The sequence below is a fragment of the Pannonibacter sp. CBAS1226 genome, assembly GCF_055685825.1.
In genome coordinates this window covers 16,849-42,860 of record NZ_JBVOUO010000001.1, presented here as the reverse complement: position 1 = coordinate 42,860, position 26,012 = coordinate 16,849, and the positions used below count along the sequence as shown (strand labels likewise).

General features: G+C 63.5%; 21 protein-coding genes. 10 read left to right on the top strand and 11 right to left on the bottom strand.

The annotated features are described in order from the left end of the window. Positions 1-360: 360 nt before the first annotated feature. Positions 361-2,454 (top strand): putative bifunctional diguanylate cyclase/phosphodiesterase, encoded by a 2,094-nt coding sequence (locus AC0CMF_RS00185; RefSeq protein ID WP_374628972.1) that lies wholly within the window; start codon positions 361-363, stop codon positions 2,452-2,454. A 33-nt stretch (positions 2,455-2,487) separates the two neighbouring features. Here the strand turns inward: AC0CMF_RS00185 and AC0CMF_RS00180 are convergent, their stop codons facing one another. The 3 genes from AC0CMF_RS00180 to recA form a co-directional block, all read right to left on the bottom strand. After that, positions 2,488-3,714 (bottom strand): GGDEF domain-containing protein, encoded by a 1,227-nt coding sequence (locus AC0CMF_RS00180; RefSeq protein ID WP_374628973.1) that lies wholly within the window; start codon positions 3,712-3,714, stop codon positions 2,488-2,490. A gap of 266 nt (positions 3,715-3,980) precedes the next feature. After that, on the bottom strand, positions 3,981-6,638 hold the full coding sequence (gene alaS, locus AC0CMF_RS00175) for an alanine--tRNA ligase (RefSeq protein ID WP_472480707.1): 2,658 nt from the start codon (positions 6,636-6,638) through the stop codon (positions 3,981-3,983). Positions 6,639-6,924: 286 nt separating this feature from the next. Next, on the bottom strand, positions 6,925-7,995 hold the full coding sequence (gene recA / locus AC0CMF_RS00170; RefSeq protein WP_050472614.1) for a recombinase RecA: 1,071 nt from the start codon (positions 7,993-7,995) through the stop codon (positions 6,925-6,927). A 318-nt stretch (positions 7,996-8,313) separates the two neighbouring features. Between recA and AC0CMF_RS00165 the strand changes: the two genes are divergently transcribed. The 6 genes from AC0CMF_RS00165 (at position 8,314) to AC0CMF_RS00140 (ending at position 14,939) form a co-directional block, all read left to right on the top strand. Then, positions 8,314-9,252 (top strand): PfkB family carbohydrate kinase, encoded by a 939-nt coding sequence (locus AC0CMF_RS00165; RefSeq protein ID WP_374628974.1) that lies wholly within the window; start codon positions 8,314-8,316, stop codon positions 9,250-9,252. Between the two features lie 137 nt (positions 9,253-9,389). Beyond that, entirely contained in the window at positions 9,390-10,328 is a 939-nt protein-coding gene (locus AC0CMF_RS00160; RefSeq protein ID WP_058899437.1) for a pseudouridine-5'-phosphate glycosidase, read from the top strand. A 174-nt stretch (positions 10,329-10,502) separates the two neighbouring features. After that, positions 10,503-11,675, top strand: a complete 1,173-nt coding sequence (locus AC0CMF_RS00155) for a cell surface protein (protein WP_374628975.1) — start codon at positions 10,503-10,505, stop codon at positions 11,673-11,675. Between the two features lie 76 nt (positions 11,676-11,751). Continuing rightward, positions 11,752-12,690, top strand: coding sequence for a DUF6384 family protein (locus tag AC0CMF_RS00150; protein ID WP_374628976.1), 939 nt, complete (start codon positions 11,752-11,754; stop codon positions 12,688-12,690). A gap of 22 nt (positions 12,691-12,712) precedes the next feature. Then, positions 12,713-14,152 (top strand): coiled-coil domain-containing protein, encoded by a 1,440-nt coding sequence (locus tag AC0CMF_RS00145; RefSeq protein WP_374628977.1) that lies wholly within the window; start codon positions 12,713-12,715, stop codon positions 14,150-14,152. 256 nt (positions 14,153-14,408) lie between these two features. Then, positions 14,409-14,939 (top strand): hypothetical protein, encoded by a 531-nt coding sequence (locus AC0CMF_RS00140; protein WP_472480704.1) that lies wholly within the window; start codon positions 14,409-14,411, stop codon positions 14,937-14,939. A gap of 47 nt (positions 14,940-14,986) precedes the next feature. Here the strand turns inward: AC0CMF_RS00140 and AC0CMF_RS00135 are convergent, their stop codons facing one another. Then, on the bottom strand, positions 14,987-15,412 hold the full coding sequence (locus tag AC0CMF_RS00135; protein WP_050472608.1) for a VOC family protein: 426 nt from the start codon (positions 15,410-15,412) through the stop codon (positions 14,987-14,989). Positions 15,413-15,477: 65 nt separating this feature from the next. On the opposite strand from AC0CMF_RS00135, the gene AC0CMF_RS00130 reads away from it, so the two are divergent. Continuing rightward, positions 15,478-16,071, top strand: coding sequence for a TetR/AcrR family transcriptional regulator (locus AC0CMF_RS00130; protein ID WP_374628978.1), 594 nt, complete (start codon positions 15,478-15,480; stop codon positions 16,069-16,071). Positions 16,072-16,141: 70 nt separating this feature from the next. On the opposite strand, the gene cckA is transcribed toward AC0CMF_RS00130, so the two are convergent. From cckA to flgB, 7 genes are all read right to left on the bottom strand, one after another. Beyond that, entirely contained in the window at positions 16,142-18,691 is a 2,550-nt protein-coding gene (gene cckA, locus AC0CMF_RS00125) for a cell cycle histidine kinase CckA (protein WP_050472606.1), read from the bottom strand. Between the two features lie 85 nt (positions 18,692-18,776). Further along, positions 18,777-19,856 (bottom strand): flagellar biosynthesis protein FlhB, encoded by a 1,080-nt coding sequence (flhB, locus tag AC0CMF_RS00120; RefSeq protein ID WP_050472605.1) that lies wholly within the window; start codon positions 19,854-19,856, stop codon positions 18,777-18,779. Positions 19,857-19,966: 110 nt separating this feature from the next. Beyond that, a complete protein-coding gene (gene fliR, locus AC0CMF_RS00115; protein ID WP_050472604.1) occupies positions 19,967-20,740 on the bottom strand; it encodes a flagellar biosynthetic protein FliR in 774 nt (257 codons plus the stop codon). Positions 20,741-20,753: 13 nt separating this feature from the next. Further along, positions 20,754-21,026 (bottom strand): flagellar biosynthesis protein FliQ, encoded by a 273-nt coding sequence (gene fliQ, locus AC0CMF_RS00110; RefSeq protein WP_050472603.1) that lies wholly within the window; start codon positions 21,024-21,026, stop codon positions 20,754-20,756. 36 nt (positions 21,027-21,062) lie between these two features. Further along, on the bottom strand, positions 21,063-21,389 hold the full coding sequence (fliE, locus tag AC0CMF_RS00105; protein ID WP_050472602.1) for a flagellar hook-basal body complex protein FliE: 327 nt from the start codon (positions 21,387-21,389) through the stop codon (positions 21,063-21,065). Positions 21,390-21,429: 40 nt separating this feature from the next. Continuing rightward, entirely contained in the window at positions 21,430-21,840 is a 411-nt protein-coding gene (flgC, locus tag AC0CMF_RS00100) for a flagellar basal body rod protein FlgC (RefSeq protein WP_050472601.1), read from the bottom strand. 33 nt (positions 21,841-21,873) lie between these two features. Next, on the bottom strand, positions 21,874-22,278 hold the full coding sequence (gene flgB, locus AC0CMF_RS00095; RefSeq protein ID WP_019964568.1) for a flagellar basal body rod protein FlgB: 405 nt from the start codon (positions 22,276-22,278) through the stop codon (positions 21,874-21,876). A 646-nt stretch (positions 22,279-22,924) separates the two neighbouring features. Between flgB and AC0CMF_RS00090 the strand changes: the two genes are divergently transcribed. Both AC0CMF_RS00090 and fliP read left to right on the top strand, forming a co-directional pair. After that, positions 22,925-25,054: a hypothetical protein gene (locus AC0CMF_RS00090; protein WP_374628979.1), complete on the top strand. Its 2,130-nt coding sequence runs from the start codon at positions 22,925-22,927 to the stop codon at positions 25,052-25,054. Further along, the gene (fliP, locus tag AC0CMF_RS00085) at positions 25,051-25,827 is read left to right on the top strand and encodes a flagellar type III secretion system pore protein FliP (RefSeq protein ID WP_050472598.1); all 777 of its coding nucleotides are present in this window, start codon (positions 25,051-25,053) and stop codon (positions 25,825-25,827) included. Before AC0CMF_RS00090 ends, fliP begins: the two co-directional genes overlap by 4 nt. The last annotated feature ends 185 nt before the right edge of the window (positions 25,828-26,012 follow it).

Genomic DNA, 26,012 nt, shown 5'->3' with positions numbered 1-26,012 from the left:
CTCTCAGCCGGAGCCAATCAGGCTCCGGCTGAGAGAGCAAGATCAGCTGCATGCCTGATCTGAGAAGATATTCCGGACCTCTGTAATTTTTCCCAATTGCGGCTTCAGATGGCCCTATCATCCAGACAGGAGGAAACAGACACCAGCCAACACCCCTGAAATCGGCATATATGAAGGGAATATAGATCATAAATGAGCATAGTATATCCGGATTTAGTCCGGAAAATTTCAGATAATAAAGGAAAATTACTCAATTTTTCTGGCACTTCATGAAATAGCTATTCATCGGTTTAACGAAACGTTTCCAAAGCGGACGCATGCTGTTTCCGGCACCTCACCAAGGCGGCGCGAGAGCAAGACATGCATGTCATGGATTTCGATACGGCTGGTATAGACCTGTGTGAGCTTCTCGAGGCTTTGCCGTATGGTGCCTGGATCCTGAATGTCCAGGGCGTCTATGTCTTTCAGAACAGCGTAGATATTGCGGCCTTCGGCGATCTGGCCGGCAAAAGGGCCGTGGAAACATGGGTGCCCGAAGACCAGGCTGCCGACTGGCATCAGCATCACGAGCGCGCGCTCAAGGGAGAGCGTGTCCGCTACAGCCGCCACGTCACGACGCGTGATGGAAGCCAGTACATAGAGACTGTTCTCGTCCCGCTGATGAAAGAGGGACAGGTGACCGGGGCCGTTGGACTGGCAGTCAACAACACCCCCTGGATGACGGCTCAGAACGAGGCCGATCAGGCCCGGGCGCTGTTGGATGATGTGCTCGAATCCATTCCCGATGCGCTTGCGGCCTATAACAGCGAAGACCGGCTCATCCTCTTCAACGCCGCCTACAAGGATCTCTACAGCTATTCGGCTCCGGCCATCCGGCTTGGCGAGAAATTCGAGACCATCCTGCGCTACGGGCTGGAGGCCGGACAGTATCTGGATGCCGGTACGGCGCCGGAGGAGAAGGAAAAGTGGCTGCGCACACGCCTTGCCAACCACCGCAACCCGCCGGGCAAGGCCCTGATCCAGAAGCTGCCGAACGGGCGCTGGCTGCACGTGCGCGAGCGCAAGTCCGCCTCCGGCAACATTGTCGGCGTCAGGACCGACGTGACCGCCCTGAAAGCCGCAGAGGTGGCCGTGCGCCAGACCGCCGAGACGGATTCCCTCACCGGCATTGCCAACCGCAGCGTCCTCATCACCGCGCTTCAGCGCACACTCAAGGGCTCCCGGTCCTCGGACCGCATGGGCGCTCTCATTCTGCTGGATGTCGACCACTTCAAGTCCATCAACGACACCCTTGGCCATGATGCCGGAGATCTGGTGCTCAAGACGGTGGCCAAGCGCCTGCGCCAGACCCTGCGCGGCGAAGATACCCTTGCCCGGCTTGGCGGGGATGAATTCGCGGTGCTTGTCACCGGTTTCGAGCGCGAAGAGGCCTGTGAGGTGGTCGCCAACACGCTGCACAAGGCTCTGACGAAGGAAATGCCGGCTGGAAACCGGATGCTCCGGCCGGGCATCTCGATGGGCATTGCTCTCTTCCCCCGCGATGGCACCACGGTGGACGAGCTGTTCAAGAACGCCGACAGTGCCCTCTACAAGACCAAGGAAAACGGCCGCAACGGCTGGACCCTGTTCGATGAGCAGCTCGGCCGCAGGCTGCACCGGGTGGCCGAGGTCAAGACCGCCCTTTCCGAAGCCCTTCTGGCCGGCAGCATCACCGTGGCCCTGCAGCCCATCGTCAACATCGCGACCGGCCGCCACCATGGTTTTGAAAGCCTTGCCCGCTGGAACCGGCAAGGCGAAGACATGCCGCCCTTCGAATTTGTCGCCATAGCGGAAGATGCCGGAATGGGGCTGGCACTCGGGCAGGAGCTTTTCGAAAAAAGCTGCCAGAGCTTTGCCGCTCTCGAACGCGCCGGTTTTGGCGCGGGCACGCTGTCGGTCAATCTGGGTCTCGCCCAACTGAAATGCGACAACCTGCCTGCCATGCTGCGCGAGAGCCTTGTCCGGCATGGCCTGACGCCGGACCGGCTGGTGCTCGAAATCACGGAAACCGTGCTGATCGACCGCTCTGCCTGTCAGATCGGCAGGACCCTTGAGCGCCTGCATGACCTGGGCTTCCAGCTGTCACTTGACGATTTCGGCACCGGCTTTGCCTCACTGACGCATCTGCGTCAGTTTCCGGTCACCGGCGTGAAGATCGACCGGTCTTTCACCACACGTGTCACCACCTCGCATCAGGATGCTGTGATTGTGGACACCATGATCCATCTGGCGAAGGGCCTCGGGATCAGCATCGTGGCCGAGGGGGTTGAGGATGAGAGGCAGCTGGCCTTCCTGAAAGACGCAGGCTGCACCTATGCGCAGGGTTACTTTCTGGCCCCGCCCTTGCGCGATGCCGCCAGCCAGCGCGTCTGGCTCGGAGCCAGACCGGCAAAAGTGAAAGCTGCACGGAATTGACCTGCGTCCCGGCCTGAACGTCCCGCCTCGAATTCAGGCGAGCTGGCGCTTTCCATCGCCCTTCTCTCCGCTCTCCCCCGCACCGGCCTCATGCACCAGGCGGATCTGCGGCAGGCGGCGGAAGCAGTTCCGGCCCGAGCGTTTGGCGAGATAGAGCGCCCGGTCCGCCTCGGCAAACAGCTGTTCGTAGGACGCGTTGGAGCCAGAGGTATCGGCCACACCCGTGCTGATCGTGACCGGAATAACCTTGCCGGCATGCTCCATCTGCAACACGGCGGCTGCGCGGCAAAGCTGGGCAGCCAGCAAATCCAGATGCGGGCCGGTCAGACCGGGCAGAAAAATGCCGAACTCCTCACCGCCGATGCGGGCCGCAAACAGCCGCTCTCCGGCAAGCTGTTCCAGCATGGCCGCAAAATTCTTCAGCACCGCATCACCGCACTGGTGGCCATGGCGGTCATTGATCTGCTTGAAATGATCGACGTCAGCGATCAGCAGCGTGCCGCCGCTCCCCGTTGCCAGCGACTGCTCGACCTGGCGCAGGAAGGCGCGCCGGTTCGGCAGGCCTGTCAGTTCATCCGTGTCCGCCAGATGACGCATGGCTTTTGCCATACGCTCGTTCGACAGGACAATGCCCAGAAACACCGCCGCAACAGTGTGCATCAACGACAGGAAGATCAACCCGAACAGCCAGTCGGAGCTGGGGATGAGGCCGTCAAACCGGACGGGGAAGAGGAACGGCAGCGGCAGGGCCGCAAGGTGAACGAAGGAAAGGCTGGTATAGACCCCAGCAGCCGCCCGCGCCGAGGGCAGGCCCTCTTCACGGATGCTGCGCCGCAGCTCAGACGCCGTCAAAAGGTAGAAGAGACCTGCGATTGCAAGGGCATAGACCAGGCGCCAGAGCGCTGCCAGATCCTGACTTTCATCAAGGGCATGGCTGAGCGGGACAACACCAAGGGCAGCCATGACGGGCAGAAGATAAGGCACATGCCGGCCGAAGAAGGACCGCATGCCGAGCCAGACAAAGCCCAGAGCGATGATGAAGAGGCCAAAGCCAACGTCATCGCTCACGGCAAGCGGCACAGTGCCCCGCAACGCGATGCAGGTACTGCCAGCCGATGCCAGCAGGAAAACAGCAAACCAGAGGCGCAGATATGTGGAGCCGGGATAGCGCACGACAGCTGCCGCCAGCGTCAGCGTAAACACCGCATAGACGCCGGAAAGACCAAGCAGTATCGCAGGCACAGAAAAAAGCAGCTCCAACGGCACCTCCAGAAACGCAACCCGGCACATCCAACACGCAATGAACACGGCCCAATGCGCGTTGACCAAGCCCGCGTGGCGCCTGAGCAATTTCAAGGCATGATGCGCCGGCACCGAAAGCCTTGGGACAGAAGCCCGGCAAAGCTACAGGCAAAAAATCAATTATTTCAAAACAAACGGGCACCGGCAGTGCGGCGGGGGCCTCTGAGGAGGCACTTTGCCGCACTGCCGGGTTCCAACTCATCCCGGCGGGTTGAAACCGCCGGTCAGCCTGCGATGGCAGCCTCGATGGCCGCCAGGGCTTCCGCAGCCTTGCTGCCATCCGGGCCACCGGCCTGCGCCATGTCCGGACGGCCGCCGCCGCCCTTGCCGCCAAGAGCTTCAGAGGCGACGCGCACCAGATCCACCGCGCTGAAGCGGGAGGTCAGGTCTTCGCTGACGCCAACCACGGCACTGCCCTTGCCGTCTTCGGAAACCGAGATCAGCACAACGATGCCGGAGCCGAGCGCGGTGCGGCTTTCGTCCACCATGCCCTTCAGGTCCTTGGCCGGAATGCCATCCAGCGCGCGGCCGAGGAACTTGACACCGTTGATTTCACGCGGCTGGTCTGCGCCACCGGAAGCGCCCCCGCCCATGGTGAGCTTCTTGCGCGCTTCGGAGAGTTCCTTCTCCATGCGCTTGCGCTCGTCCAGCAGCTGGGCAACGCGGGCCGTGATCTCGCCCGCGCCAACCTTCAGGATGGACGCGATCTCGCGGACGCGGGTGTCCTGCTCGTCGAGATAGGCACGGGCCGCTTCGCCGGTCAGCGCTTCCAGACGGCGCACGCCGGCGGCCACTGCACCTTCCGAGACGAGGCGCACGAGGCCGATGTCACCGGTGCGCTTCACATGCGTGCCGCCGCAAAGCTCGACCGAATAGGTCTTGCCGGCCTTCGGCCCATGCAGCGCCGTGCCCATGGACACCACACGCACCTCTTCGCCGTATTTCTCGCCGAAGAGCGCCATGGCACCGCTTTCGATCGCCTCGTCCACCGCCATCAGGCGGGTGTCGACCGGGGCGTTCTGCAGGATGATCTCGTTGGCAATCGCCTCGACCTGCTTCAGCTCCGCATCGTCAATCGGCTTGGGATGGGAGAAGTCGAAGCGCAGGCGGTCCGGCGTCACCAGCGAGCCCTTCTGCGCCACATGCGAGCCCAGCACTTCGCGCAGGGCCTCGTGCAGCAGATGGGTGGCCGAGTGGTTGGAGCGGATGTGGCTGCGGCGGGAATGGTCCACCACCAGCTCGACACCAAGGCCAACCGTCACCGTGCCCTCTTCAACCGTCACCGCGTGGATGAAGAGGCCATCGGCCTTCTTCTGCGTTTCGGTGACCTTGAGACGCACGCCGGCAGCCTTCATGACGCCGGTGTCGCCAACCTGACCACCGGATTCGCCATAGAAGGGCGTCTGGTTGAGGATGACGAAGCCCGTCTGTCCGGCCGTCAGCTTGTCCGTTTCCTTGCCATCGGCGACCAGCGCCAGAACGGCGCCTTCCGCCTGCTCCGTCTCGTAGCCCAGGAACTCGGTCGCGCCGCACTTTTCCTTGAGCGCGAACCACACCGTGTCCGTGGCGCTTTCGCCGGACCCCGCCCAGGCCGCACGGGCCTCGGCCTTCTGCCGCTCCATGGCGGTTGCAAAACCATCCGTGTCCACGGTGATGCCGCGGGCGCGCAGGGCGTCCTGTGTCAGGTCGAGCGGGAAGCCATAGGTGTCGTAGAGCTTGAAGGCCGTCTCGCCATCCAGCTCACCGCCCTTGGAGAGATCGGCGGTCGCCGTGTCGAGGAGACCAAGGCCGCGTTCCAGCGTCTTGCGGAAGCGGGTTTCTTCGAGGCGCAGCGTCTCGGTGATCAGGGCCTCGGCACGCACCAGTTCCGGATAGGCACGGCCCATCTCGCGGATGAGCGCGGGCACCAGCTTCCACATCAGCGGCTCGCGCGCGCCCAGCAGATGCGCATGGCGCATGCCACGGCGCATGATGCGGCGCAGGACATAGCCACGGCCTTCGTTCGACGGCAGCACGCCATCGGCAATCAGGAAGCAGGAGGAGCGCAGGTGGTCGGCAATGACGCGGTGGCTCGACCGGGCAGCCCCATCCGCTTCAACGCCGGTCGCATTGACCGAGGCCGAAATCAGGGCGCGGAACAGGTCGATGTCGTAGTTGTCATGGACGCCCTGCAGCACGGCGGCCACGCGCTCCAGTCCCATGCCAGTGTCGATCGACGGACGCGGCAGGTTGAAGCGGCCTTCCGGCGTCTGCTCATACTGCATGAACACGAGATTCCAGATCTCGATGAAGCGGTCGCCATCCTCCTCGGCCGAGCCCGGAGGGCCACCCCAGATATGGTCGCCGTGATCGTAGAAGATTTCGGAGCACGGGCCGCAGGGGCCGGTGTCGCCCATGGTCCAGAAGTTGTCCGAGGTCGGGATGCGGATGATCTTGCTGTCCGAAAGACCGGCGACCTTCTTCCACAGGGCGTGCGCCTCGTCGTCTTCCGAATAGACGGTGACGATCAGGCGCTCCTTTGGCAGGCCGTATTCCTTGGTGATCAGGTTCCAGGCCAGTTCGATGGCCCGCTCCTTGAAATAGTCACCGAAGGAGAAGTTGCCCAGCATCTCGAAGAAGGTGTGATGGCGGGCAGTGTAGCCCACATTGTCGAGATCGTTGTGTTTGCCGCCGGCACGCACCACCTTCTGCGCGGTCACGGCGCGGTCGTAGTCGCGCTTTTCCAGGCCGGTGAACACATTCTTGAACTGGTTCATGCCCGCATTGGTGAACATGAGCGTCGGGTCGTTGCGCGGCACCAGGGGGCTCGATTCCACGACCTGATGGCCATTCTTGGCAAAATATTCCAGAAACGCTGATCTGATCTCGTTTACGCCGCTCATCTAGGTCTCGCTCTCGATCCATCGGCAGCGCGGGATATCTCCGGCGGGGACACTCTCCTGCCCCCTGCCCCGGCCTTTCCCGCGCAAGCAGTTCAAAGCCTTTTATCTTTCACCCTTCGGCCTGTCCAGAAGCGAGGCGGCTGCATTTGGCGCTTGCCTTCAAGGGGCAGAAGACCAGCCCTCGCGGCAATCGTGCTCCAGACAGCAGAAGACCCGCAAAACGCGGGTCTTCAAAACAATCAGACGTAAGGGGTATCCCACCGGCAGCCTGTACCGGCAGGGGATATCAATCGTCAGCGTCTTCGCTGTCGCTGTCACCGGTGGTGATGGCTTCAGCCAGAAGACCGGCGTTCTGGCGGATGGCCAGCTCGATCTCGTCGGCAATGGCCGGATTGTCGCGCAGGAACTGCTTGGCGTTCTCGCGGCCCTGACCGAGGCGCTGGCTGTTGTAGGAGAACCAGGCACCGGACTTCTCGACGATGTTCGCCTTGACGCCCAGATCGACCAGCTCACCCGACTTGGATACGCCTTCACCGTAGATGATGTCGAATTCGACCTGACGGAACGGAGGCGCCAGCTTGTTCTTCACCACCTTGACGCGGGTCTGGTTGCCGACAACCTCTTCCCTGTCCTTGATGGAGCCGATGCGGCGGATGTCAAGGCGGACGGAGGCATAGAACTTCAGCGCGTTACCGCCCGTCGTGGTTTCGGGCGAACCGAACATGACGCCGATCTTCATGCGGATCTGGTTGATGAAGATCACCATGCAGTTCGACTTGGAGATGGAGGCCGTGAGCTTGCGCAGCGCCTGGCTCATCAGGCGGGCCTGCATGCCCGGCAGGCTGTCGCCCATTTCGCCTTCCAGTTCGGCCTTCGGCGTCAGGGCAGCCACCGAGTCCACCACCAGAATGTCGATAGCGCCGGAGCGCACCAGCGTGTCGGCGATTTCCAGCGCCTGCTCGCCGGCATCGGGCTGGGAGATCAGCAGATCATCCAGATTGACGCCCAGCTTGCGGGCATAGATCGGATCGAGCGCATGCTCGGCATCAATGAAGGCGCAGATGCCGCCGGACTTCTGAGCCTCGGCAATGGTGTGCAGGGCCAGCGTCGTCTTGCCCGAGGATTCCGGGCCATAGATCTCGACGATACGGCCCTTCGGCAATCCGCCGATGCCCAGCGCAATATCGAGGCCGAGGGAGCCGGTGGAGACCGTCTGGACCTCAACCACCTGCCCCTGGCCCATGCGCATGATGGAGCCCTTACCGAAGGCCCGTTCGATCTGCGAGAGCGCTGCATCCAGCGCTTTGGTCTTGTCCATCTGGCTGCTCTCTACAAGGCGAAGTGAACTCTGAGACATGTGCGAGGCTCCTTATTCCACGATGGACCCGCCGTTTCAAACTCAGCTTTTGTACCCTCTTTGTTCCAATTTGCCAAGATCTTTTACAAGATTGTTTTTTATCGTTTTTCGTCAATTAGTTCCGTGTATGTTCACGCCTGCGTGCTCTTCCGCAAGCCCGTTCTTTTCACGTAGCTTCGCAAGCAGGCTGGCAGGTTAGCAGAATCGCTGGCATATGGTTCGCGCCCTGCACAGCCGCAGCGGTGCCCCTTTGAGGCGGCCGGCAGACGCGCGCCTTCCCTCATTCCACCGGAACGGGCCTTGCAAGGAGACACGGCAATGAACGGAACAGTCCAGACAGCGGCCCCGGCGGCCTGCTTCGGCGCCATTCATCTCGACCTGATCGCCCATGCGAAGGAGCCCATCCACCGCGAAACCTCCACCCCGTCCAACATGCGGGGCATGCCCGGCGGCGTTGCCACCAATGTGGCGCGGGGGCTGGCGAAGCTCGGCGTGCCGGTGGCCCTCAGCGGAGCGCTGGGAGATGACGGAGACGGCGCTGCGCTGCGCAGCCTTCTGGGGCGCGAGGGCCTCAACCTCTTTGGTGTCCGCACCCTGCCCTTGCCAACCGGCCGTTACGTGGCCCTGCATGACCCGGATGGCTCGCTTGCCGCCGCTGTGGTCGATACGGATATAACAGAAAGCCTTGATGCGTCGCTCGCAGGTGATCTGTCACCGGCAGCACGGGCAGCCGGCCTCTGGTTCATCGAGGCAAACCTGCCCCAGACCGTGCTCGAAGCGCTGGCTCAAGCTTCTGGTGACAAGCTGCTGGCGGCCGATGCGGTGTCGAATGCCAAGGCGGCACGCCTTCGCCCCATCCTGCCGCGGCTTGATATCCTCTTCGTCAACCGGGGTGAGGCCGCACACCTTGCCGGGCTCAGCTCCGATACCCCGCAGGAAGAACTCGGCGCCGCCCTTCGGGCCCTTGGCCCGGGGGCCGTGGTGATCAGTGCGGGCGCAAAGCCGCTCTTCTGGTCCAAGGGTGAGGCTCATGGCTTCCTGACCCCGCCTCCCGCCATGGTCCATGACGTGACCGGTGCGGGCGACGCGCTGATGGCCGGAACGCTTGCGGGCATCGCCCGCAACCTGCCCCTCTCCGAGAGCCTAGAGAAAGGGCTTGCCGCAGCCGCCATGACGCTTGCCGTCACCGGCGCAGTGGCGGCAGGCCTGAGCTGGGCGGCGCTTGAGGCACTGCCTTCAGCCTCTGCCCCACGTTGAACCTGCAGCACCCGCAGGTCTATAAGAACACCAACCGGCCGGCACGCCCTTAAGGCGTGGCCAAAGCCATCCCCCCTTTCAGCGCCGTGCCGCCCCGCAATGGTCCGGCACGGGCCGCAAGCCTTGAGGAAAGAACCATGTCCACCTCCCTGCCCGCCAGCCTTGCGGATCTTCTCGTCTATTCCGCCGAGGTTCAGGCCGCCCGCGCTGCCGGCAAGCCCATCGTGGCGCTGGAATCGACCATCATCACCCACGGCATGCCCTTCCCGCAGAATGTGGAGACGGCACGCCAGGTGGAAGCCGACATCCGCGCGGCGGGTGCCGTGCCGGCCACCATCGCCGTGCTCGACGGGCGCATCCGCATCGGCCTTGATGCCGCTGACCTTGACCGGCTGGGCCAGGAAAAGAACGTGATGAAGTGCTCGCGCGCCGATCTGGCCATTGCAGTGGCGACGGGCCGTCCCGGTTCCACCACGGTGGCGGCAACCATGATGGCGGCAGAAGCTGCCGGAATCAGCGTCTTTGCCACGGGCGGCATCGGCGGCGTGCACAAGGGGGCTGAAACCAGCTTCGATATCTCCGCCGATCTGGACGAACTCTCCCGCACGCCGGTCTGCGTTGTCTGCGCCGGGGCCAAGGCCCTGCTCGATATCCCGAAGACGCTGGAAGTGCTGGAAACGCGCGGCGTGCCGGTTATCGCTTATGGCACGGACGAAGTGCCCGCCTTCTGGTCGCGCGAGAGCGGCCTGCCCGCCCCGTACCGCATGGACAGCGCCGGGGAGATCGCCCGCCTGATCGAGGCGCGCAAGCTGTTCGGCGGCCATGGCGGCGTGCTGATCGCCAATCCGGTTCCGGCAGAGAGCGAGATCAGCCGCGGCGAGATGGGCCAGTATATTGACGCGGCCATTGCCGAGGCCGCCCGGCGCGACGTGCGGGGCAAGGCCGTCACGCCCTTCGTGCTGGGCCACATCTTCGAGCTGACGAAGGGCCGCAGCCTCGTCACCAACATCGCGCTCGTGCGCAACAATGCCCGCCTTGCTGCCGCCATTGCCGTGGCTCTGGCGGCGGCAAAGTAACGAGGCGTCACATGCCCCCGCCCGCCCTGTCGCCTTCATGTGACAGGGCGGGCGGATTATCATGGCCCCGCAGGTCTTTGCGTTGACTTGCTGTCATCAGCCTGACCTATTTGGTTGCAACAAGCGGAAGGCCTGCCGGATCCTCCGGCGGGGCGCAGATGCAGGAGGAAGACGATGACCGAGGCACAGAGCAAGAGCCCGCTGCAGTATCTCGACCGGGCCGTCGGCGCTCTCAGGGATCTGGGCCTCATGCCCGAAACGCAAGCCGATGCGCCGATCAACGCGCTTCTGGAGCAGATTTCCGATCTCTCGCCGGACAAGATTGCCGTCATCACCCGCACGCTGGGTCAGGCCTCCACCTTCAACGAGATCGTCCGCACCCAGATCGCCGCCATGACCATCGGCGAGCGCTACGAGGCGATCACGGATGCCTTCAACTCGATCCGCGACGACGCCAAGGCCATGGTCGACCAGCTGGCCGACGGCAAGATTTCCTTCATGGAAGGCCTGTCCAACCGCTGGCGCGACATGCGCCGCGGCACCATTTCCAACCGCTTCGACGATATCCGCAAGACCTATCTGGAGGTCGCAAAGGACACGAAGGAGCAGATCCAGCGTGAGCAGACCATCCTCAACGCCTACCGTGACTATCGCGGCGCGCTGAAACAGGCCGAGGTTCTGGCGCTGGAAGTGCTGAACACCGCCACCGCCAAGCTGAACGCCGCCAAGGCGTCGCTGGAAGCAGCGTCGGCCGAAGTCACGGCCTTCAGCGGCGAGGATCTTGCGGCCAAGGCAAGGCTGGAACTCACCCGCGACGAGCGCATGCGCGAGATGCAGGACGAGGAAAAGCGCTATCAGGTCGCCAAGGATCTCTCCGACAACCTGACCATCGGCTACAACACGTCCGAAGTCATCATGGCGCGCCTGATGCAGACGACCAACGCCAAGGAGCGGGTCTATGCCCAGTCGGTCAGCTTCTTCTCCACCAATGAATCGGTGCTGACGGCGCTCAACGCCTCCTTCACCGGCCTGCAGGGCCTGCATGAATCGACCGCGACGCTGAATGCCATGAAGGACGGCGTCAACAAGAGCCTCGAGACGCTGGCCGAAATCGGCGATGCCGTGCAGGAGGCCGCGCTGAAAGCCGGTTACGGCCCCACCGTGCAGGCGGCGTCGGTCAAGAAGCTGGTGGACAGCGTGGTCAACTTCCAGGTCAATTCGCGCAATATCATCAACGAGATGCGCGAGATGTCGACGAAAAACTCCGAAGAAATCCGCCTTGCCGTCGAAGATGGCAAGCGCCGTCTGGCAAAGCTTGCTGCCGGTGAGGCCCTGATCAAGGGCTGAGCCCATCCGGCCGGCTTGACAGGCCGGCCGGCGCACACGACTTGATGAACCAGCCCCAGCGGGCCGGAGGATTGGAATGGCCGCAACACAGAAGGCCGCAGGACAGCCGCTCGACGAGCTGATGATGGCGATGGATGTGGTCGACACATTGCGCCATGACGAGGCCCTTGTTCAGCGCGAGCTGAGCGGAACTGACCGTGATGCGCAGCTGATCGCCCGCCTGCGGGACATCTATGCCTCACAGGGCATTGACGTGCCCGATCACATCCTGCTGCAGGGTGTTGCCAGCCTCAAGGAAGACCGTTTCGTCTATGCCCCGCCCAAAGCCGGGCTGCAACGGTTTCTGGCCCTGCTTTACATCCGGCGCATGAGCTATGCCCGCGTGGCGGCGATCGCGCTGGCGGCACTCGTGATTTCCTTGTCCGCCTGGCATTTCCTCGTCACGGCCCCGCGTGAAAGGGCTGCGGAGGCTCTCCAGGCCGAGATCAGCCAGACTTTGCCTCAGGACATTGCGCGGCTGACCGCGGCCATCAATGCCGCATCCCTGGACGATGCGGTCAAGGTGCAGGCCGCAGGGCTTGCGGCTGACGGTGAACGGGCTCTGGCGCGCGGTGATGCGGCCGATGCACGGCGGGTGCGCGACCAGCTGGCCGCACTCGACAGCGAGCTGGCCACCACCTTCACCGTTCGCATTGTCTCCCGCCCGGATGTGCCCACGGGAGTGACACGCATTCCCGATGTGAATCAGTCGGCCGAGAACTTTTATCTGGTGGTGGAGGCGATCGGTGCCGATGGCAAGCCTCTGCCACGGCGGATCGTCTCGGAGGAAGACGGCAGGGAAAAGACCGTGACCATCTGGGCGCAGCGGGTACCGGTCAGCGTTTTCAATGCGGTACGCGACGACAAGGCGAAGGATGGCATCGTCCAGGATGCCGAACTGGGCGTGAAGCTGCGCGGCAAGCTCGGCATCGAGTGGAGCAAGCCGGTGGAACAGGGGGCCATTACCGAATGGTGACACCGGAACGGGGGCTTGAGCCATGCTGAGCGGACGTCAGACACTCTCGGCCATCGAACAGGCCCTTGCGGATCTGCGCCGCGAGGAGACCGAGCTTGCCCACCGTATCGAACGGGCAACGCGGGCCATTTCGGCGCTATCGGAGAAGATGAGCGAGGGCTTCCGGGACCTTGCAAAATTCCGCATGGAGACAGAGGAAGCCGAGCATCTTGGCGCCGATCTGGAAGGCGCGGCACGGACAGCGCGGCAGCTGCTGGAGCGGCGCAACGCCGATCTGGCACGCCTTGCCGAAGAGGTCCGCCTCAAGGAAAGCCAGCGGGCAGAGCATATGCGCGAGCGGGACAGGCTTTCCGCCGCCCGGTCCGCCATTCTTGAGCAGATCGAGGCACTGGAAGGGCCTCTTGTCCAGGCCCTTGCCGCAGATGAGACCCACAAGGGGCTGAAGGCTGCGGCAGAACAGGCCGCCCGCACCGCCACCGCCGCTTCGGAAAAGGCCCTCCAGGCAGAAGCGGACCGGGAGGAAAAGGGCAAGGCCTACGAAAACGACCCGCTGTTCATGTATCTGTGGCAGCGCGGCTTCGGCACCACGGGCTACAGCCACTCAGGCCTGGTGCGTTCGCTCGACCGCTGGGTCGCCGGTCTGATCCGGTTTGATGCGGCCCGGCCGAACTATGCCATGCTGACCGAGATCCCTCCGCGCCTCACGGCCCATGCGGCCCGCTGCAATGAGCTGGCCAGTGAGGCGGCGGATGCGGTTGCCGCGTCCGAACGCCAGACGCTGACACGGCTTGCCGGGCGGGACCTTGAGGGAGAGGCCATCGGGCTGCAGGACGCCCTCCTGCAATTGGACAGCCAGCTTGAGGTGCAGGAGGCGGAGCTTTCCGCCCTGCAGGCCCGGCTCCAGACCTTCACCGATGGTGAGGACGAAGGCTATCAGGCCGCAGCCGCAGAGCTCGCCAAGGCCCTGCAGCGGGAGGATCTGCACACGCTTCTGCGCAAGGCCATCGACACCCCCTCGCGCGAGGATGATGCCATCGTGCGTGAACTGCAGAATGTCGAGGCGCAGATCGAGGATCTGACCCGCGAGATCCGCCAGGACAAGGAATTGCAGCGCGACATTTCCCGCCGCCGCGAGGAACTGACCAAGGTGACCCAGCAGTTCCGGCAGAACGGCTATGACGATTACGGTTCCTCGTTCAAGGACGACAACCTGACCACCATCCTGCTGGGCGAACTCGTCAAGGGCGCCATCAGCGGCGCTGATTACTGGGCCCGCGCCCGCAAGGCACATGTGCGCCAGAACACCAGCAGCCGCGGCACCAGCCGCAGCTCGTTTGGCGGCGGCTTTTCGGGTCAGGGGCTTGGCGGCGGCAGCTCGCGCGGAAGCGGTGGCTTCAGAACCGGCTCTTCCGGAAGCACCATGGGCACGGGCGGCGGCTTCCGCACGGGAAAGACATTCTGATGCCACCGCATCCGGGATGCGGGAGGCATCACGCCATGAGAGGCGCAAGCGCCACGCGAGCCTGACCTGCCCCCGGCGGGCCGGGCTCATCGCGAACTGGCATGAGAAAAAAGCCAGGGAAGCGGCAAATTTCCGCGTGGATTGTGACGTAGCCAGCTTTCAAAGCCTCCTTTCCGATCTATGAGTGACGGAACCAGATGTGTTCTAACTTTGTTAACCGGACTGGTGGCCTGTTTAGGCTTGCCGGAGCCTGAACATGATTACCTTGAGGATCGCAACCATGCGCCAGATGATCATCGTCCCTGCCCTCGCCGCGGCACTTGCGGCCTGCCAGTCGAGCGGCCCCCAGCGGCCTGTGCAGACCACACTTGCCCCACAGCCGCAGCTGACGGTGCCGCAGGGTGCGCAGTCCCTGTCGATTGCCGGCAGCCCGGAGCAGGTGCGCATGGCCCTGATCGCCAGCGCCACCGAGCGCGGCACGCCCGTTGTGCAGGATGAAGCCAACATGGTGGTGATCGAGCGCAAGATGACGGAGGCCAACCCGGCGCTTGACGCCGAATTCGGCCCCTCGGACAACGGCGACCGCCTGATCCGCGTGCGTGTGCGCTTCACCGGCGAAGCCTGCCGCACGCTGGCGGTTCAGGACGTCGCCATCGTCAACAATGCCCGCACCGCCCTTGCCCAGAGTTTCGTGCTGCCGGGCAACCCGAACACCATGCAGAGCCTGCAGGGGCTGAAGACCCGCGTTGAGCGGACCTCCGGCTGCCCGGCCCTGCCTGTCAGCTGACGGCACGCCAGAGGGGCTGAAGGCTTCAGGCACCGCCCTCCCCGCCGTCAGCGGGGAACGGATTGCGGTGCATATTGATCCAGAAATTCAGCCGCCGGTGGAATGGGCGTGATCACGTCGATCAATACGCCCTGCGGACCGGCGGCAATGAAATGACGCTGGCCGAAGGGTTCATCGCGCAGCGGCAGCAGGATCGTCAGCCCTTCGTCACGCAGCCTTGCATATTCCCCGGCCGCATCCTCAACTTCGAAATTGAGAAGCAATCCTGCCGCGTGTCCCCGGCCGGAGGGCGGGATCGTTGCGTGATCCGCAGCGACAATGGCGAGATTGACCTCCGGGTTATCCTTCTGCTGCAGGTGCACATACCAGTCCGCAGTGAACAGCGGCACGAAGCCGAAGTGCCTCTGAAAGAAGGCAGATGCCCCGGCGGGATCCTCGCACATCAGAACCGGATAGTACTGGGTGATTTTCATGCGACAGCCCTCCTGAAAAAACATACACTATGCATGTCTCTTCAATTAACATACAGGCTGCATGTATGCAATCACTTCCAACCCGCCGGACCAATGCCGAGCGCCGCCAGGAAACCCGCGCAGCTTTGATCGCCGCCGCCCGCGCGCTCTTCATCACCCGCGGTTACGCGGAGACCGGAACGCCCGACATCGTGGCTGCGGCCAATGTGACGCGCGGCGCGCTGTATCATCACTTTGCCGACAAGGCCGCCTTGATGCGGGCCGTTGTGGAAGGTGAACTTGCGGCCGTTGCGGAGGCCATACGGCAGGCTTCACCGGAAGATCTGTCCTTGCAACTGGCCTTCCGCGGCGGTGCCCAGGCCTATCTGGATGCCATGGCAGAGCCGGGCCGCGCCCGCCTGCTGCTGCTGGAGGGGCCGGCCGTTCTGGGCATGCAGGAGATGGCGTGTCTGGACAAGGAGCAGGGAGAGGCAACGCTTCGGGAGGCCATCGCAGCGATTCCTGCGATCACCGGGCTGCCGGAAGACGAGAGGCATGCCCTTGCCGCCATGCTCGGCGCCGCCTTCGAGCGCGCAGCGCTGGCAATTGCCGGCGGGGCTGAGCGGGATGCTTACCTTGATGCGCTCGAAAGGCTCTATTGCGGTCTTTGCAAACCGTAATCAGGCAGGAAGGAGGCCCCTCAGGGCCAGCTGTGCCAGCACGGCCGGCACAGCATCCCTCATCTTCGCCTCAGCTCGACAGCACGTCCTTCACGGTTGTCGCCAGCTGCTTGAGGGTGAAGGGCTTGGGCAGGAAGAAGAAGGTCTCGCCTTCCGGCAGGTTCTCCTCGAAAGCGTCTTCCGCATAGCCCGAAACGAAGATGATCTTGAGATCGGGCCGTGTCTTGCGCAATTCGCGCAAGAGCGAGGGGCCGTCCATTTCCGGCATGACCACATCTGACACCACCAGATCGATGCTGCCGCCGGTTTCCTCCATCACCTCCAGCGCTTCCGTGCCGGACCCTGCTTCGTGGACGGTGTAACCGCGTGAGGCAAGCGCACGGGCGGCAAAGGCGCGCACGGCCTCCTCGTCTTCCACCAGCAGGATCGAGGCCGAGCCGGTGAGGTCCTTCACCTTGTCGCTGTCCTCGATGATCTTCTTCTCGATGACCGGCTGCTCCTTGGGGATGTGCCGCGGGAAGAAGATGCGGAAGACCGTGCCCACGCCCACCTCGGACGAGCAGAAGATGTAGCCGCCGGTCTGCTTGACGATGCCGTACACGGTGGAGAGGCCAAGACCGGTGCCCTTGCCCACCTCCTTGGTGGAGAAGAAAGGTTCGAAGATCTTTTCCATGATCTCCGGCGTCATGCCGTGCCCGGTGTCTTCCACCTCGATCAGCGTATATTCGCCCGGCGGCATGCCGCGCGTGTTGTCGAAGCGGATCGAGTCCTCTTCCGTCACGTTTGAGGTGCGGATGGTCAGGCGGCCGCCGTCGGACATGGCGTCGCCCGCATTGACCGCGAGGTTGACGATCACCTGCTCCAGCTGGTTCACGTCCGCCATCACCGGCCACAGGTCTCGGCCATGGACCACCTTCAGCTCCACCTTTTCACCGAGCAGGCGGTCCAGCAGGTTGGCGAGATCGGCCAGCACATCATTGAGCGCCAGCTGCTGCGGGCGCAGGGTCTGGCGGCGCGAGAAGGCCAGCAGCTGGCGGACAAGGCCCGCCGCGCGGTTGGCATTCTGCTTGATGTTCATGATGTCCTGGAAGGACGGATCGGTCGGCCGGTGGCTCGCCAGCAGAAGATCGGAGAAGCCGATGATGGCGGTGAGCACGTTGTTGAAGTCATGCGCCACGCCGCCCGCCAGCTGGCCGATGGCCTGCATCTTCTGGCTCTGGGCGAACTGGGCCTCCAGCGCCCGCTGTTGCGTTGTCTCCAGCGCGTAGACGATGGCCATCTCGCCATCCCCTTCCCCGTCCTGCACGGCAGAGACATAGAAGGTGGCGGAGCGCCCGTCAGAGGCATTGGCCAGCGGCAGGTCAACCGGCGCGATCTCGCCGATGCCCTTGGCGGCGGCAGAGAGCGCCCGCGACAGTTCCTCCCGGCCATGCTCAGCGACGAAATCCTGCATGCGGGTGCCGGAGCCGGAAATATCGACCGGGCCAAACAGACGCAGGAACGGCGCGTTGGTGCGCAGGACCCGGCCCTCGGCGTCCAGCGAGGCGATGGCAATCGGCGTGTTGTTGAAGAAGCGCGCAAAGCGCACTTCGGCCGCCCGCAGCGCCTCGGCCACCTCTTCCCCGCGCGAACGGTTCAGCACCAGCGTGCGGCTGTCGCCGGGAACGCCTTCGGCGCCAAAGGGAACCCGGTGCAGCAGACGCACCGGCAGGCCCCGGCCATTGCGGGTGACGAGATCAAGATCGAAGGTTTCGCTCTTCACCTCACCGGCAGAACCGCGCACAGACCGCACGAGCTCCGCACCATCCCCCCGGATGATGTCAGCCAGCAGCACTTCACCAGCCTGGAACTGGGCCAGATCATAGCCCAGCCAGTCGGCCAGCGTGGCGTTGAGATAGACGATCCGTCCGCGCGCATCACAGGAGAAGAAGCCAGCCGGGGCATGATCAAGGAAATTGATGACGCGCTGCAGCTCCTGGAAGGAGCTTTCCTGATCACTGCGGTCGCGGGTGATGTCGGCAAGCTGCCAGACCATCAGGGGACGGCCGGAGCCGCCTTCCTTGCGCGGGATCTGCAAGGGCCGCACGGACACCCTGTACCAGCGGGCGCCGCTGTCATCGCCGTCCAGTGCGGTGGGAAGCCGCACTTCCTCCTGCGCCTTGCGCCCGTCGCGCATGGCCTGGGACAGGCGGAACATCACATCGGCCGCATCCGGATCGCTGGAGAATACCCGTTCGATGGTGCGCACCTCAGCGGGGGTTTCAGCGCCCGTCAGCACGGCATAGGCCTGGTTCGCGTAGATCAGACGGCCTTCAACGTCGGTGACAACCGCCCCCTCCTCCAATGTGTCGAGAAAGGCTCCGCCCAGCGGACTGGCACGGCCGCGCGTGGAAAAGCGCAACAGGCCGATGGCTGCCGCGAACAGTGAAAAAACCCCGACCACAGCCAGAATGCCAAGCAGGGCAAGGACATAGGGCTCTGCAGCCTCGCGGCCCATGACCGCAAAGGCCGTGGCCGCGCCCAGAAGGGCCAAGGCCAGAAGCAGCAGCGCGGCAATGCTTCCCGACCGCTCCGCACGGTCGACAACCGGCTCTGCCATGTGTGAGTCCCTGTCGCTCATTACCACTCTTCTCCCTCCCGCCCGGCGGGATTCGGTCTTTCATGCAGCATTCTGCCCCGCGCAGCTAAATTCAACCGATCTGGTGTCAATTATCGCGCCAGCTCCGGGTTTTCCGCATTCTGTAGACAAAGCCGATGACCTCGGCCGCTGCCTTGAAGTGTTCTTCGGGGATGAACTGATCGATTTCCGTCGCCGCGTAGAGCGCACGGGCCAGCGGCGGGTTCTCGACGATGGGCACCTTGTTCTCTTTCGCAATTTCCCGAATGCGCAAGGCGACTGCGTCGACACCCTTGGCGACCACCTGAGGCGCCCCCATCCCGTCCTCATATTTGAGTGCAACAGAGTAGTGCGTCGGGTTGGTGACAACCACCGTCGCCTGGGGCACGGCGCTCATCATGCGGCGGCGGCTGCGCTCCATGCGCAGCTGTCGGATCTTGCCCTTGACCGCCGGATCACCTTCCGTCTGCTTGTATTCTTCCTTGATTTCCCGGAGGCTCATCTTCTGCTTCTTGAACCATTTCGTCTTCTGCCAAAGGAAATCCAGGGCAGCAACGATGGTCATGACGGCGAGAATGGCACCGATAAGCTTCAGGGCAAGAATACGGGTCTCCTCCATCACCATCAGCTCGTCCATGAACATGACGGCTTCCGCCATGTCCCGCTCCGGCCAGAGCACGGCGACCATCAGCGTGGAAACGATGACGATCTTGACGAGGCCCTTGAGAAAATTCATCAGGCTGTCGGCCGAGAACAGCCGCTTGAAGCCCGACATTGGCGAGACCTTGGAGAGTTTCGGCTTCAGCGATTCCGCCGAGAAGACCAGTTCATGCTGCACCATGTTGCCGATGACAGCCATGATCATCATGGTCAGCATGGGCAGAGCGACCGCGGCAGCCACCACCAGCCCGGTGTTGCTCCATAGCGCAACAAGCCCGCCGCCATCTGCGGGAATAGCATCGGCGTGCTCCACGTACCATTTCAGCTTGCCGCCGAGGCTGGAAAACACTCCGGGCGCCAGAAATGCAATGATCATCGCGGTTCCGGCGAGCGTGAACCACGTGCTGACTTCCTGAGATTTTGCGACATCCCCTCGCTCCAACGCTTCTTTCAAGCGTTTTTGCGTGGGGTCCTCGGTTTTCTCCGAATCGTCGGTCTGGTCAGACATTGTTTCCCCTGAAGCCACCGTCCGCCGAAGCGCGAACGGAATGCCCGGACGTGTTGAATGGGATCAGCCAGCCGCCGCCCCCACCCGCAGGCGGGATGCGGCAGGCCGGCCTATCCCCCTGTGAACTTGCCGATCGCCTCGGTGAAATGCGCCAGGTACTTGTTCATGATGGCGATCAGAAGCGCGTAAAGAAGCAGGATGCCGATGGCAATGCCAACAGGTGCCGAGATGAAGAAGATCTGCATCTGTGGCATCAGCTTGTTGAGAAGGCCAAGGCCGAAATAGAAGACAAGCCCCACCACGATGAAGGGGGCGCTGATACGCATGGCGATGGAAAACACCCCGGAGACCGTCTCCTGCGCCATCCGGGCAAAGTCTCCCACCGGCAGCACGACGCCCGGCGGAAACAGGCTGAAGCTGTCATGCAGCGCCGCGATCATCAGATAATGGGTATCCGTGGTGAAGATCAGGGTGACGGCAAGAATGGACAGGTAGTTGCCGATCAATGCGCCTTGCTGGCCGGCATTGGTCACGTCCGACCCAAGCGCGAAGGACAGGCCCGTCTGGTTGGCGATGATGACGCCGGCGGTCGTCAGGGCCGCGGTGATCATGCGTCCGCACAGGCCAACGGCAAATCCAATGATGAACTCCCCCGCCAGCATCACCCCGAAACGGTTGATGTTTTCGGTCAGGCCCACCGGGTAAAGCCGGGACGCCATGGGATAAAGCAGCAAGGTGAGCGCCAGGGCCAGAGTCAGGCGCAGCCGCATGGGGATAGACTGCTCGCTGAAGGACGGCAGCAGCATCATCAGCGTGCCCAGCCGGGCAAACATCAGCATGAAGACAGCCGCCATTTCAGGCAGGAAAGAGAGCTGGATGGTCACATCCCCCTCCCGTCTAGCCCGGACCGGTCGTCAGGATCATCTCGGAAATACGCATCATGAAGGCGTTCAGCATGCTGCCCATGAAGGGAAAGGCGATGATCATGGTCACGAAGATCGCCAGGATCTTCGGAACGAACACCAGCGTCATTTCCTGGATCTGGGTCAGCGCCTGAAACAGCGCGACAAGAACGCCGACGACGAGGCCAACGATCATCACCGGAGCCGCGACCAGCACCAGGGTCCAGATGCCCTCGCGGGCGATATCCATGACCTCAGGTCCGGTCATCTGGCTGTCAGCCCCTTGTCCCGCCGCGATCTGGCATCAGATCGACATGCGCATGATTTCCTCGTAAGCCGCAATCACGCGGTCCCGCACGGAGACCATGGTCTCCAGCGCGACTTCCGTTTCTGCGATGGCCGTCACCACATCAACCACATCTGCCTTGCCCTGGACAAGGCCAAGGGCCATGCCCTCGGACTTCTGCCCCGCGTCGGAGACGGAGCTGACAGCGTCGCGCACCATGCCGCCGAAATCCGGGGTCTGGGTAAAGGCACCGGCAGCCCCTTCGCCGCCGCCAAGCCCCTGCCCCTGTTGTCCGAGGCGGGCCATCGTCTGATAGGCATTCGCGGCAACGGATGGAATAGCCATGATGGATTATCCTCTGGGTTCAGATGCGTCAGCCGAAGGCTCAGCCGCGCAGGATGTCGATGGTCCGCTGCAGCATGCTGCGGGTTGTCTCGATGACGTTCAGGTTCGCTTCGTAAGAGCGCTGCGCCTCGCGCATGTCGACGCTTTCCACCAGCGAATTCACGTTGGGCATGCGCACATTGCCTTCCGCATCGGCGGCCGGATGGCCGGGCTCGTAGCGGGTGGGAAACTGCGACTGGTCTTCCTGGATCCGGCCCAGAGCGACGACTTCCGCATTCAGCGCCTTCTCGAACCGGTTCGTGAAGGTCGGAATCTTGCGGCGGTAAGGATCTTCCTGCGGCGTGCGGCCCGTGGAATCCGCATTGGCAATGTTCTCCGCGATCACGCGGATGCGGCCCGTCTGCGCCTTGAGCCCGGAAGCCGAAACGAACAGCGTCTTGGTCAGATCCATGGCACTCTCCTTTGCAAGTGTTCAAAGCCCGCCTCAGGCAGACTTGCCGATGGCAGTCTTGAGAAGCTTCATGCTGCGGCTGTAGAGCGTCGCCGCCGCCTGGAACTCCATCTGGTTCTGCGTGACCTTCATCATCTGCTCTTCGAGAACCACATTGTTACCATCCGGCGTCGTCTCGAAGGTGCTGGGCGAAATCTGACCGCCGCCGGAGGACGCACGCATCACGCCCGACAGATGCCCCGCCTGGGTGCGCACCGTCTCAAGCCCCGGCTTGGCGAGTTTCAGATCCTCGTCCACCTTGAAGGCCTTGAGCTCTCTCGCCCGGTATCCCGGCGTATCCGCATTGGCGACATTTTCGGCAAGCACACCCTGCCGGGCCTGATGCCACTGCATTTTGGACTTGATCGCCCGGAACATCGGCAGGTCGGTCAGAGACATGCGAGTCACCATTTGTTAACACTTCGGCAAACACTGCCGCTCAAAGGGTTAACGGAAAGTTAATGGCGCGTTAATGATTTTCGCAGCAAGGTCGCGGTTTTCCGTGGAAACTCGTAAACAACCCGCTCAAGCACGGCCGCAAACAACAAAACTACCCGGCATTTTTTGCCTGCCCCTGTTAATATTTAGAGGGTTCAGCCGATTCGACGAACCGGCGAGACAAGCTCATGGCATTTGTCCAGTCAGAATCATGCAGGGAGCAACTGGGCGGCGCAAGCTTCCGCCGCTACATTCCCCCACCATGGATGAGGGAATGGAGTGCCAGCACGGCGCAGGAGCACCGGCCCAAGAAGTTGGCCAGCAACCTGGCTAGCAACTGGGCCAGCAACTGGGCAGAGCCGGAGGCAGACGCGGCGATGGTTGCGCATTGCGCCGGCTTGCAAGTCTGGGAAGGCGCAAGTGAAGCGCTGCAACAGGCTGACGGGTAACTGGGAGGTATACCTCGGCGCCCGCAGATGCTATTTGCAGCTCTGATCTATCACGCAGGCGGGGCAGAAGTCTGCTCCGCGGCTGAATGCAAGGGAGATCTGGCGCCTGACCCGGCAAGGAGGCGGCCGCCAGTCCGGCGCAGAGTAATGAGGTTGGTATGTACGAGTGGATCGCGGATACTTTCGGCGTCGGAGACGGCATCGCACGGGCGATGTCTTTCATCATTGCGCTGGCCATCGTCTTCGCATTGATCGGCCTGATGGTCTATTTTCTGCGGCAATTCACCGGCAACCGCATCAACGCAGGCCGCAACCGCCAGCCGCGCATCGCGGTCATGGATGCCATGAACATTGATGCCCGCCGCCGCCTGCTGCTAGTGCGCCGCGACAATGTGGAGCATCTCATTCTCGTCGGCGGACCGACCGATGTGGTGGTTGAACAGACGATCATTCGCGGCACTCCGGTCGCCGCAAATTACCAGCGCCAGCTGGCAGGCTATGGTGCGCCGGACTATGACACCGGCGACAGCCCCGTCCCCGCCCCTGCTGCGGCTCCCGTAGCGGTCATGACGGCTCCGTCTGCCCCCTCGCTCGCTGCGGCCGCCCCGTCCTCTGCTCCTGCGCCTTCTGCCCCCCCGCCGTTGCGTGCCCAGCCCTCCGCAGCTGAAAAGCCGCAGACCGCCGCCTCCGGCCCGCAGCGCCTTGCCGCAAATCTTGCCGCCCGCGCAGCAGCGGCAGCCGGCAGCCTCGCCGCCAGCGCCCGCGCGCGCGGACAAAACGAGCCGCAGCTCGATTCCGCACCGGCACCGCAGGCAACAGCTCCTTCCGCCCCGCGCCCGCATGCTCCGGCAGCTGAAGCGCCTGCAGCCAAGGCCCTGGCACCCCAGACGCCTCAGGCACCCCAGACATCCATGCCTCACGCCGCCCAGGCGCCCTCCGTCCAGGTGGCTGGCAGCGCAGGTTCAGAGCTCAAGCCGGTGACATCGCCGCTCGACACGATCAAGACCCTGCGCGCCCGCGCAGCGGAAGCCATGTCGGCCGGGACATCCGCAGCCCCGGCAACGGCGGCCCCGTCAGTACCGGCACCTGCCGCTCCGGTCAGCCCTGCCCTGCGGGCGTCCGAACCGGCCCTGCGCGCGCCGGAAGTTTCCGCTCCGGCCATCAGAAGCGCTGTCCAGTCTGCTTCCCAGCCCGCCCCGAGGGATCCCGCCGCTGGCGGCACAGTCCAGTCGGCAACCTCTGCTCTCACCCAGAAGGCGGGTGCCTCGGTCGCTGCGGCAGGCGCTGCCGTTGCGGGGCTCGCACGCACCTTCTCCCGGCCAACGTCATCCGACGTTCAGGCTCCGGCCCCCGAGCCCGAGCCGCGCCGTCAGGTCACGCCTCCCTCTTCGGGTCCCGCGGCCCGCGCACGCACCGTTTTCCAGAATCCGCTTGCTGCCGGCCAGAGCCCGGTGCCGGGCGAGGCTACGGCGGCAGACACCGTCCGGGCGCAGCCTGCTGCCGCTCAGAGTGCCACCGCATCTGCAGGCGCCTCACCTTCCGCCACAGCAGCAGCAGAAGTTCGCAGCCCTGCAGAACGCAGCGGCGAAGGCCTGGGCTCGCTGGCCACCAACCCGTATCTGCGGCTGGACCCAGCCCGCGCGGCGAGCTATCGCGGCGGCGCCGGCGCTCCCGGCGGCACACAGGCGGGCACACAGGCGGGCACCCCGGCGAACACGGCAGGCGCGGCAGTGGCCGCAGCCCCCACCGACACCGCAGCCGCTGGTGAAGCACGCAGCGAAGCTGCAGCAGAGGTTCCGCCGGCTCCGGTGAAGACTGAAAGCGCCGCGGCTCCGCAGGAAGACACCACACCGGCGCCCCAGCAGGCCGAAAGCCCGGCAAGCTCAGCCCAGCCCGAAGAAAAAAGCACCGCCACCCCGGATGCTGCCGCAGACGAAGAAGACCTGTTCGCGCCTCTCGCCCCGGCACGCCCCTCCGCAGAACCGGCAAGCGCAGCGCAGGGCGATATGGCAGACGATCTGCTGGCCGATGCCCTGGCTGATGTTCTCGATGGTCATCTGCAGAGCAAGTCCTCGGCATCCGCACCGGCTGTAGCCCAGGCAGCAGAGGCCGAAGCCCCCAAAGCCGCTGCACCGGAGCCTGACGCATCACAGGACAGCGAGGCAGAGCAGCCGGGTGCGGCTCCGGAGATCAAGGTTCAGACCGCCCGCGACAATCCCGGCGTGACCGCCATTGAAGAAGAGATGGCACGCCTCCTGTCCGAAATCGGCACGCAAGAGCGCAAATGAACGGTCGCAAGGGCGCAACCAGATCCGCCAGATATGTGCGCCTGACGGCATTTGCTCTGGCCGGGGCAGCAGCGGTGCTGCTCGCCGCCCCGGCACTGGCGCAGGACATTTCCATCGGCTTTGGCGAAGGCACGGGCGTGACGCAGCGCGCCCTGCAGCTCGTGGCCCTGCTGACAATTCTCAGCCTGGCCCCGTCGATCCTCGTGATGGTGACGAGCTTCACTCGCATTGTCGTGGTTCTGTCGCTGCTGCGTTCGGCCATCGGCCTGCAGACGGCGCCGCCCAATACGGTGATGGTGTCGCTGGCCCTCTTCCTGACGGCCTTCATCATGGCCCCCACCCTGCAGACAGCCTATAACGAGGGCATCCAGCCGCTGGTGGAAGGAACCATCGAATTCGATCAGGCCTTTGAACGGGCTTCCGAGCCTTTTCATGCCTTCATGCTGACCCAGGTGCGGGAGAAGGATCTTGCCCTGTTTCAGGAGCTCTCCGGTCAGGCCCCGCCGGAAACACCACAGGACCTGAGCTTTCAGGTCCTGATCCCGGCCTTCATGATCAGCGAGCTGCGCCGCGCCTTCGAGATCGGCTTCCTGCTCTATTTGCCGTTCCTGATCATCGATCTGGTGATTGCCTCCATCCTCATGTCCATGGGCATGATGATGCTGCCGCCAGTGGTCATCTCCCTGCCCTTCAAGCTGATCTTCTTCGTGCTTGTCGATGGCTGGTATCTCGTGGCCGGGAGTCTGGTGAGAAGCTTCGGCGCCGCCGGGTAGCGCTCCAAAAAAACATATAAATCAAATGATTAAAGCGAATTCCGGAATCAATTCCGGCAGTTCTTGAATCAATCTCTTCAAGAGCTGAATCAGTTTCTCCGGAAGCTTCAGCAGAGGTTCAAGCCGCTGCGGTCCGTATGCGGCAAGAGCCCCGGGCGCCGGATATGGTGTCATACCGGCGCTCG

Coding starts and splice junctions, on each gene's coding strand:
- AC0CMF_RS00185 (WP_374628972.1), top strand. CDS start 361: ATGCATGTCATGGATTTCGATACGGCTGGTATAGACCTGTGTGAGCTT.
- alaS (WP_472480707.1), bottom strand. CDS start 6,638: ATGAGCGGCGTAAACGAGATCAGATCAGCGTTTCTGGAATATTTTGCC.
- recA (WP_050472614.1), bottom strand. CDS start 7,995: ATGTCTCAGAGTTCACTTCGCCTTGTAGAGAGCAGCCAGATGGACAAG.
- AC0CMF_RS00165 (WP_374628974.1), top strand. CDS start 8,314: ATGAACGGAACAGTCCAGACAGCGGCCCCGGCGGCCTGCTTCGGCGCC.
- AC0CMF_RS00160 (WP_058899437.1), top strand. CDS start 9,390: ATGTCCACCTCCCTGCCCGCCAGCCTTGCGGATCTTCTCGTCTATTCC.
- AC0CMF_RS00155 (WP_374628975.1), top strand. CDS start 10,503: ATGACCGAGGCACAGAGCAAGAGCCCGCTGCAGTATCTCGACCGGGCC.
- AC0CMF_RS00150 (WP_374628976.1), top strand. CDS start 11,752: ATGGCCGCAACACAGAAGGCCGCAGGACAGCCGCTCGACGAGCTGATG.
- AC0CMF_RS00145 (WP_374628977.1), top strand. CDS start 12,713: ATGCTGAGCGGACGTCAGACACTCTCGGCCATCGAACAGGCCCTTGCG.
- AC0CMF_RS00140 (WP_472480704.1), top strand. CDS start 14,409: ATGATTACCTTGAGGATCGCAACCATGCGCCAGATGATCATCGTCCCT.
- AC0CMF_RS00135 (WP_050472608.1), bottom strand. CDS start 15,412: ATGAAAATCACCCAGTACTATCCGGTTCTGATGTGCGAGGATCCCGCC.
- AC0CMF_RS00130 (WP_374628978.1), top strand. CDS start 15,478: ATGCAATCACTTCCAACCCGCCGGACCAATGCCGAGCGCCGCCAGGAA.
- cckA (WP_050472606.1), bottom strand. CDS start 18,691: ATGAGCGACAGGGACTCACACATGGCAGAGCCGGTTGTCGACCGTGCG.
- flhB (WP_050472605.1), bottom strand. CDS start 19,856: ATGTCTGACCAGACCGACGATTCGGAGAAAACCGAGGACCCCACGCAA.
- fliQ (WP_050472603.1), bottom strand. CDS start 21,026: ATGACCGGACCTGAGGTCATGGATATCGCCCGCGAGGGCATCTGGACC.
- fliE (WP_050472602.1), bottom strand. CDS start 21,389: ATGGCTATTCCATCCGTTGCCGCGAATGCCTATCAGACGATGGCCCGC.
- flgC (WP_050472601.1), bottom strand. CDS start 21,840: ATGGATCTGACCAAGACGCTGTTCGTTTCGGCTTCCGGGCTCAAGGCG.
- flgB (WP_019964568.1), bottom strand. CDS start 22,278: ATGTCTCTGACCGACCTGCCGATGTTCCGGGCGATCAAGTCCAAAATG.
- AC0CMF_RS00090 (WP_374628979.1), top strand. CDS start 22,925: ATGTACGAGTGGATCGCGGATACTTTCGGCGTCGGAGACGGCATCGCA.
- fliP (WP_050472598.1), top strand. CDS start 25,051: ATGAACGGTCGCAAGGGCGCAACCAGATCCGCCAGATATGTGCGCCTG.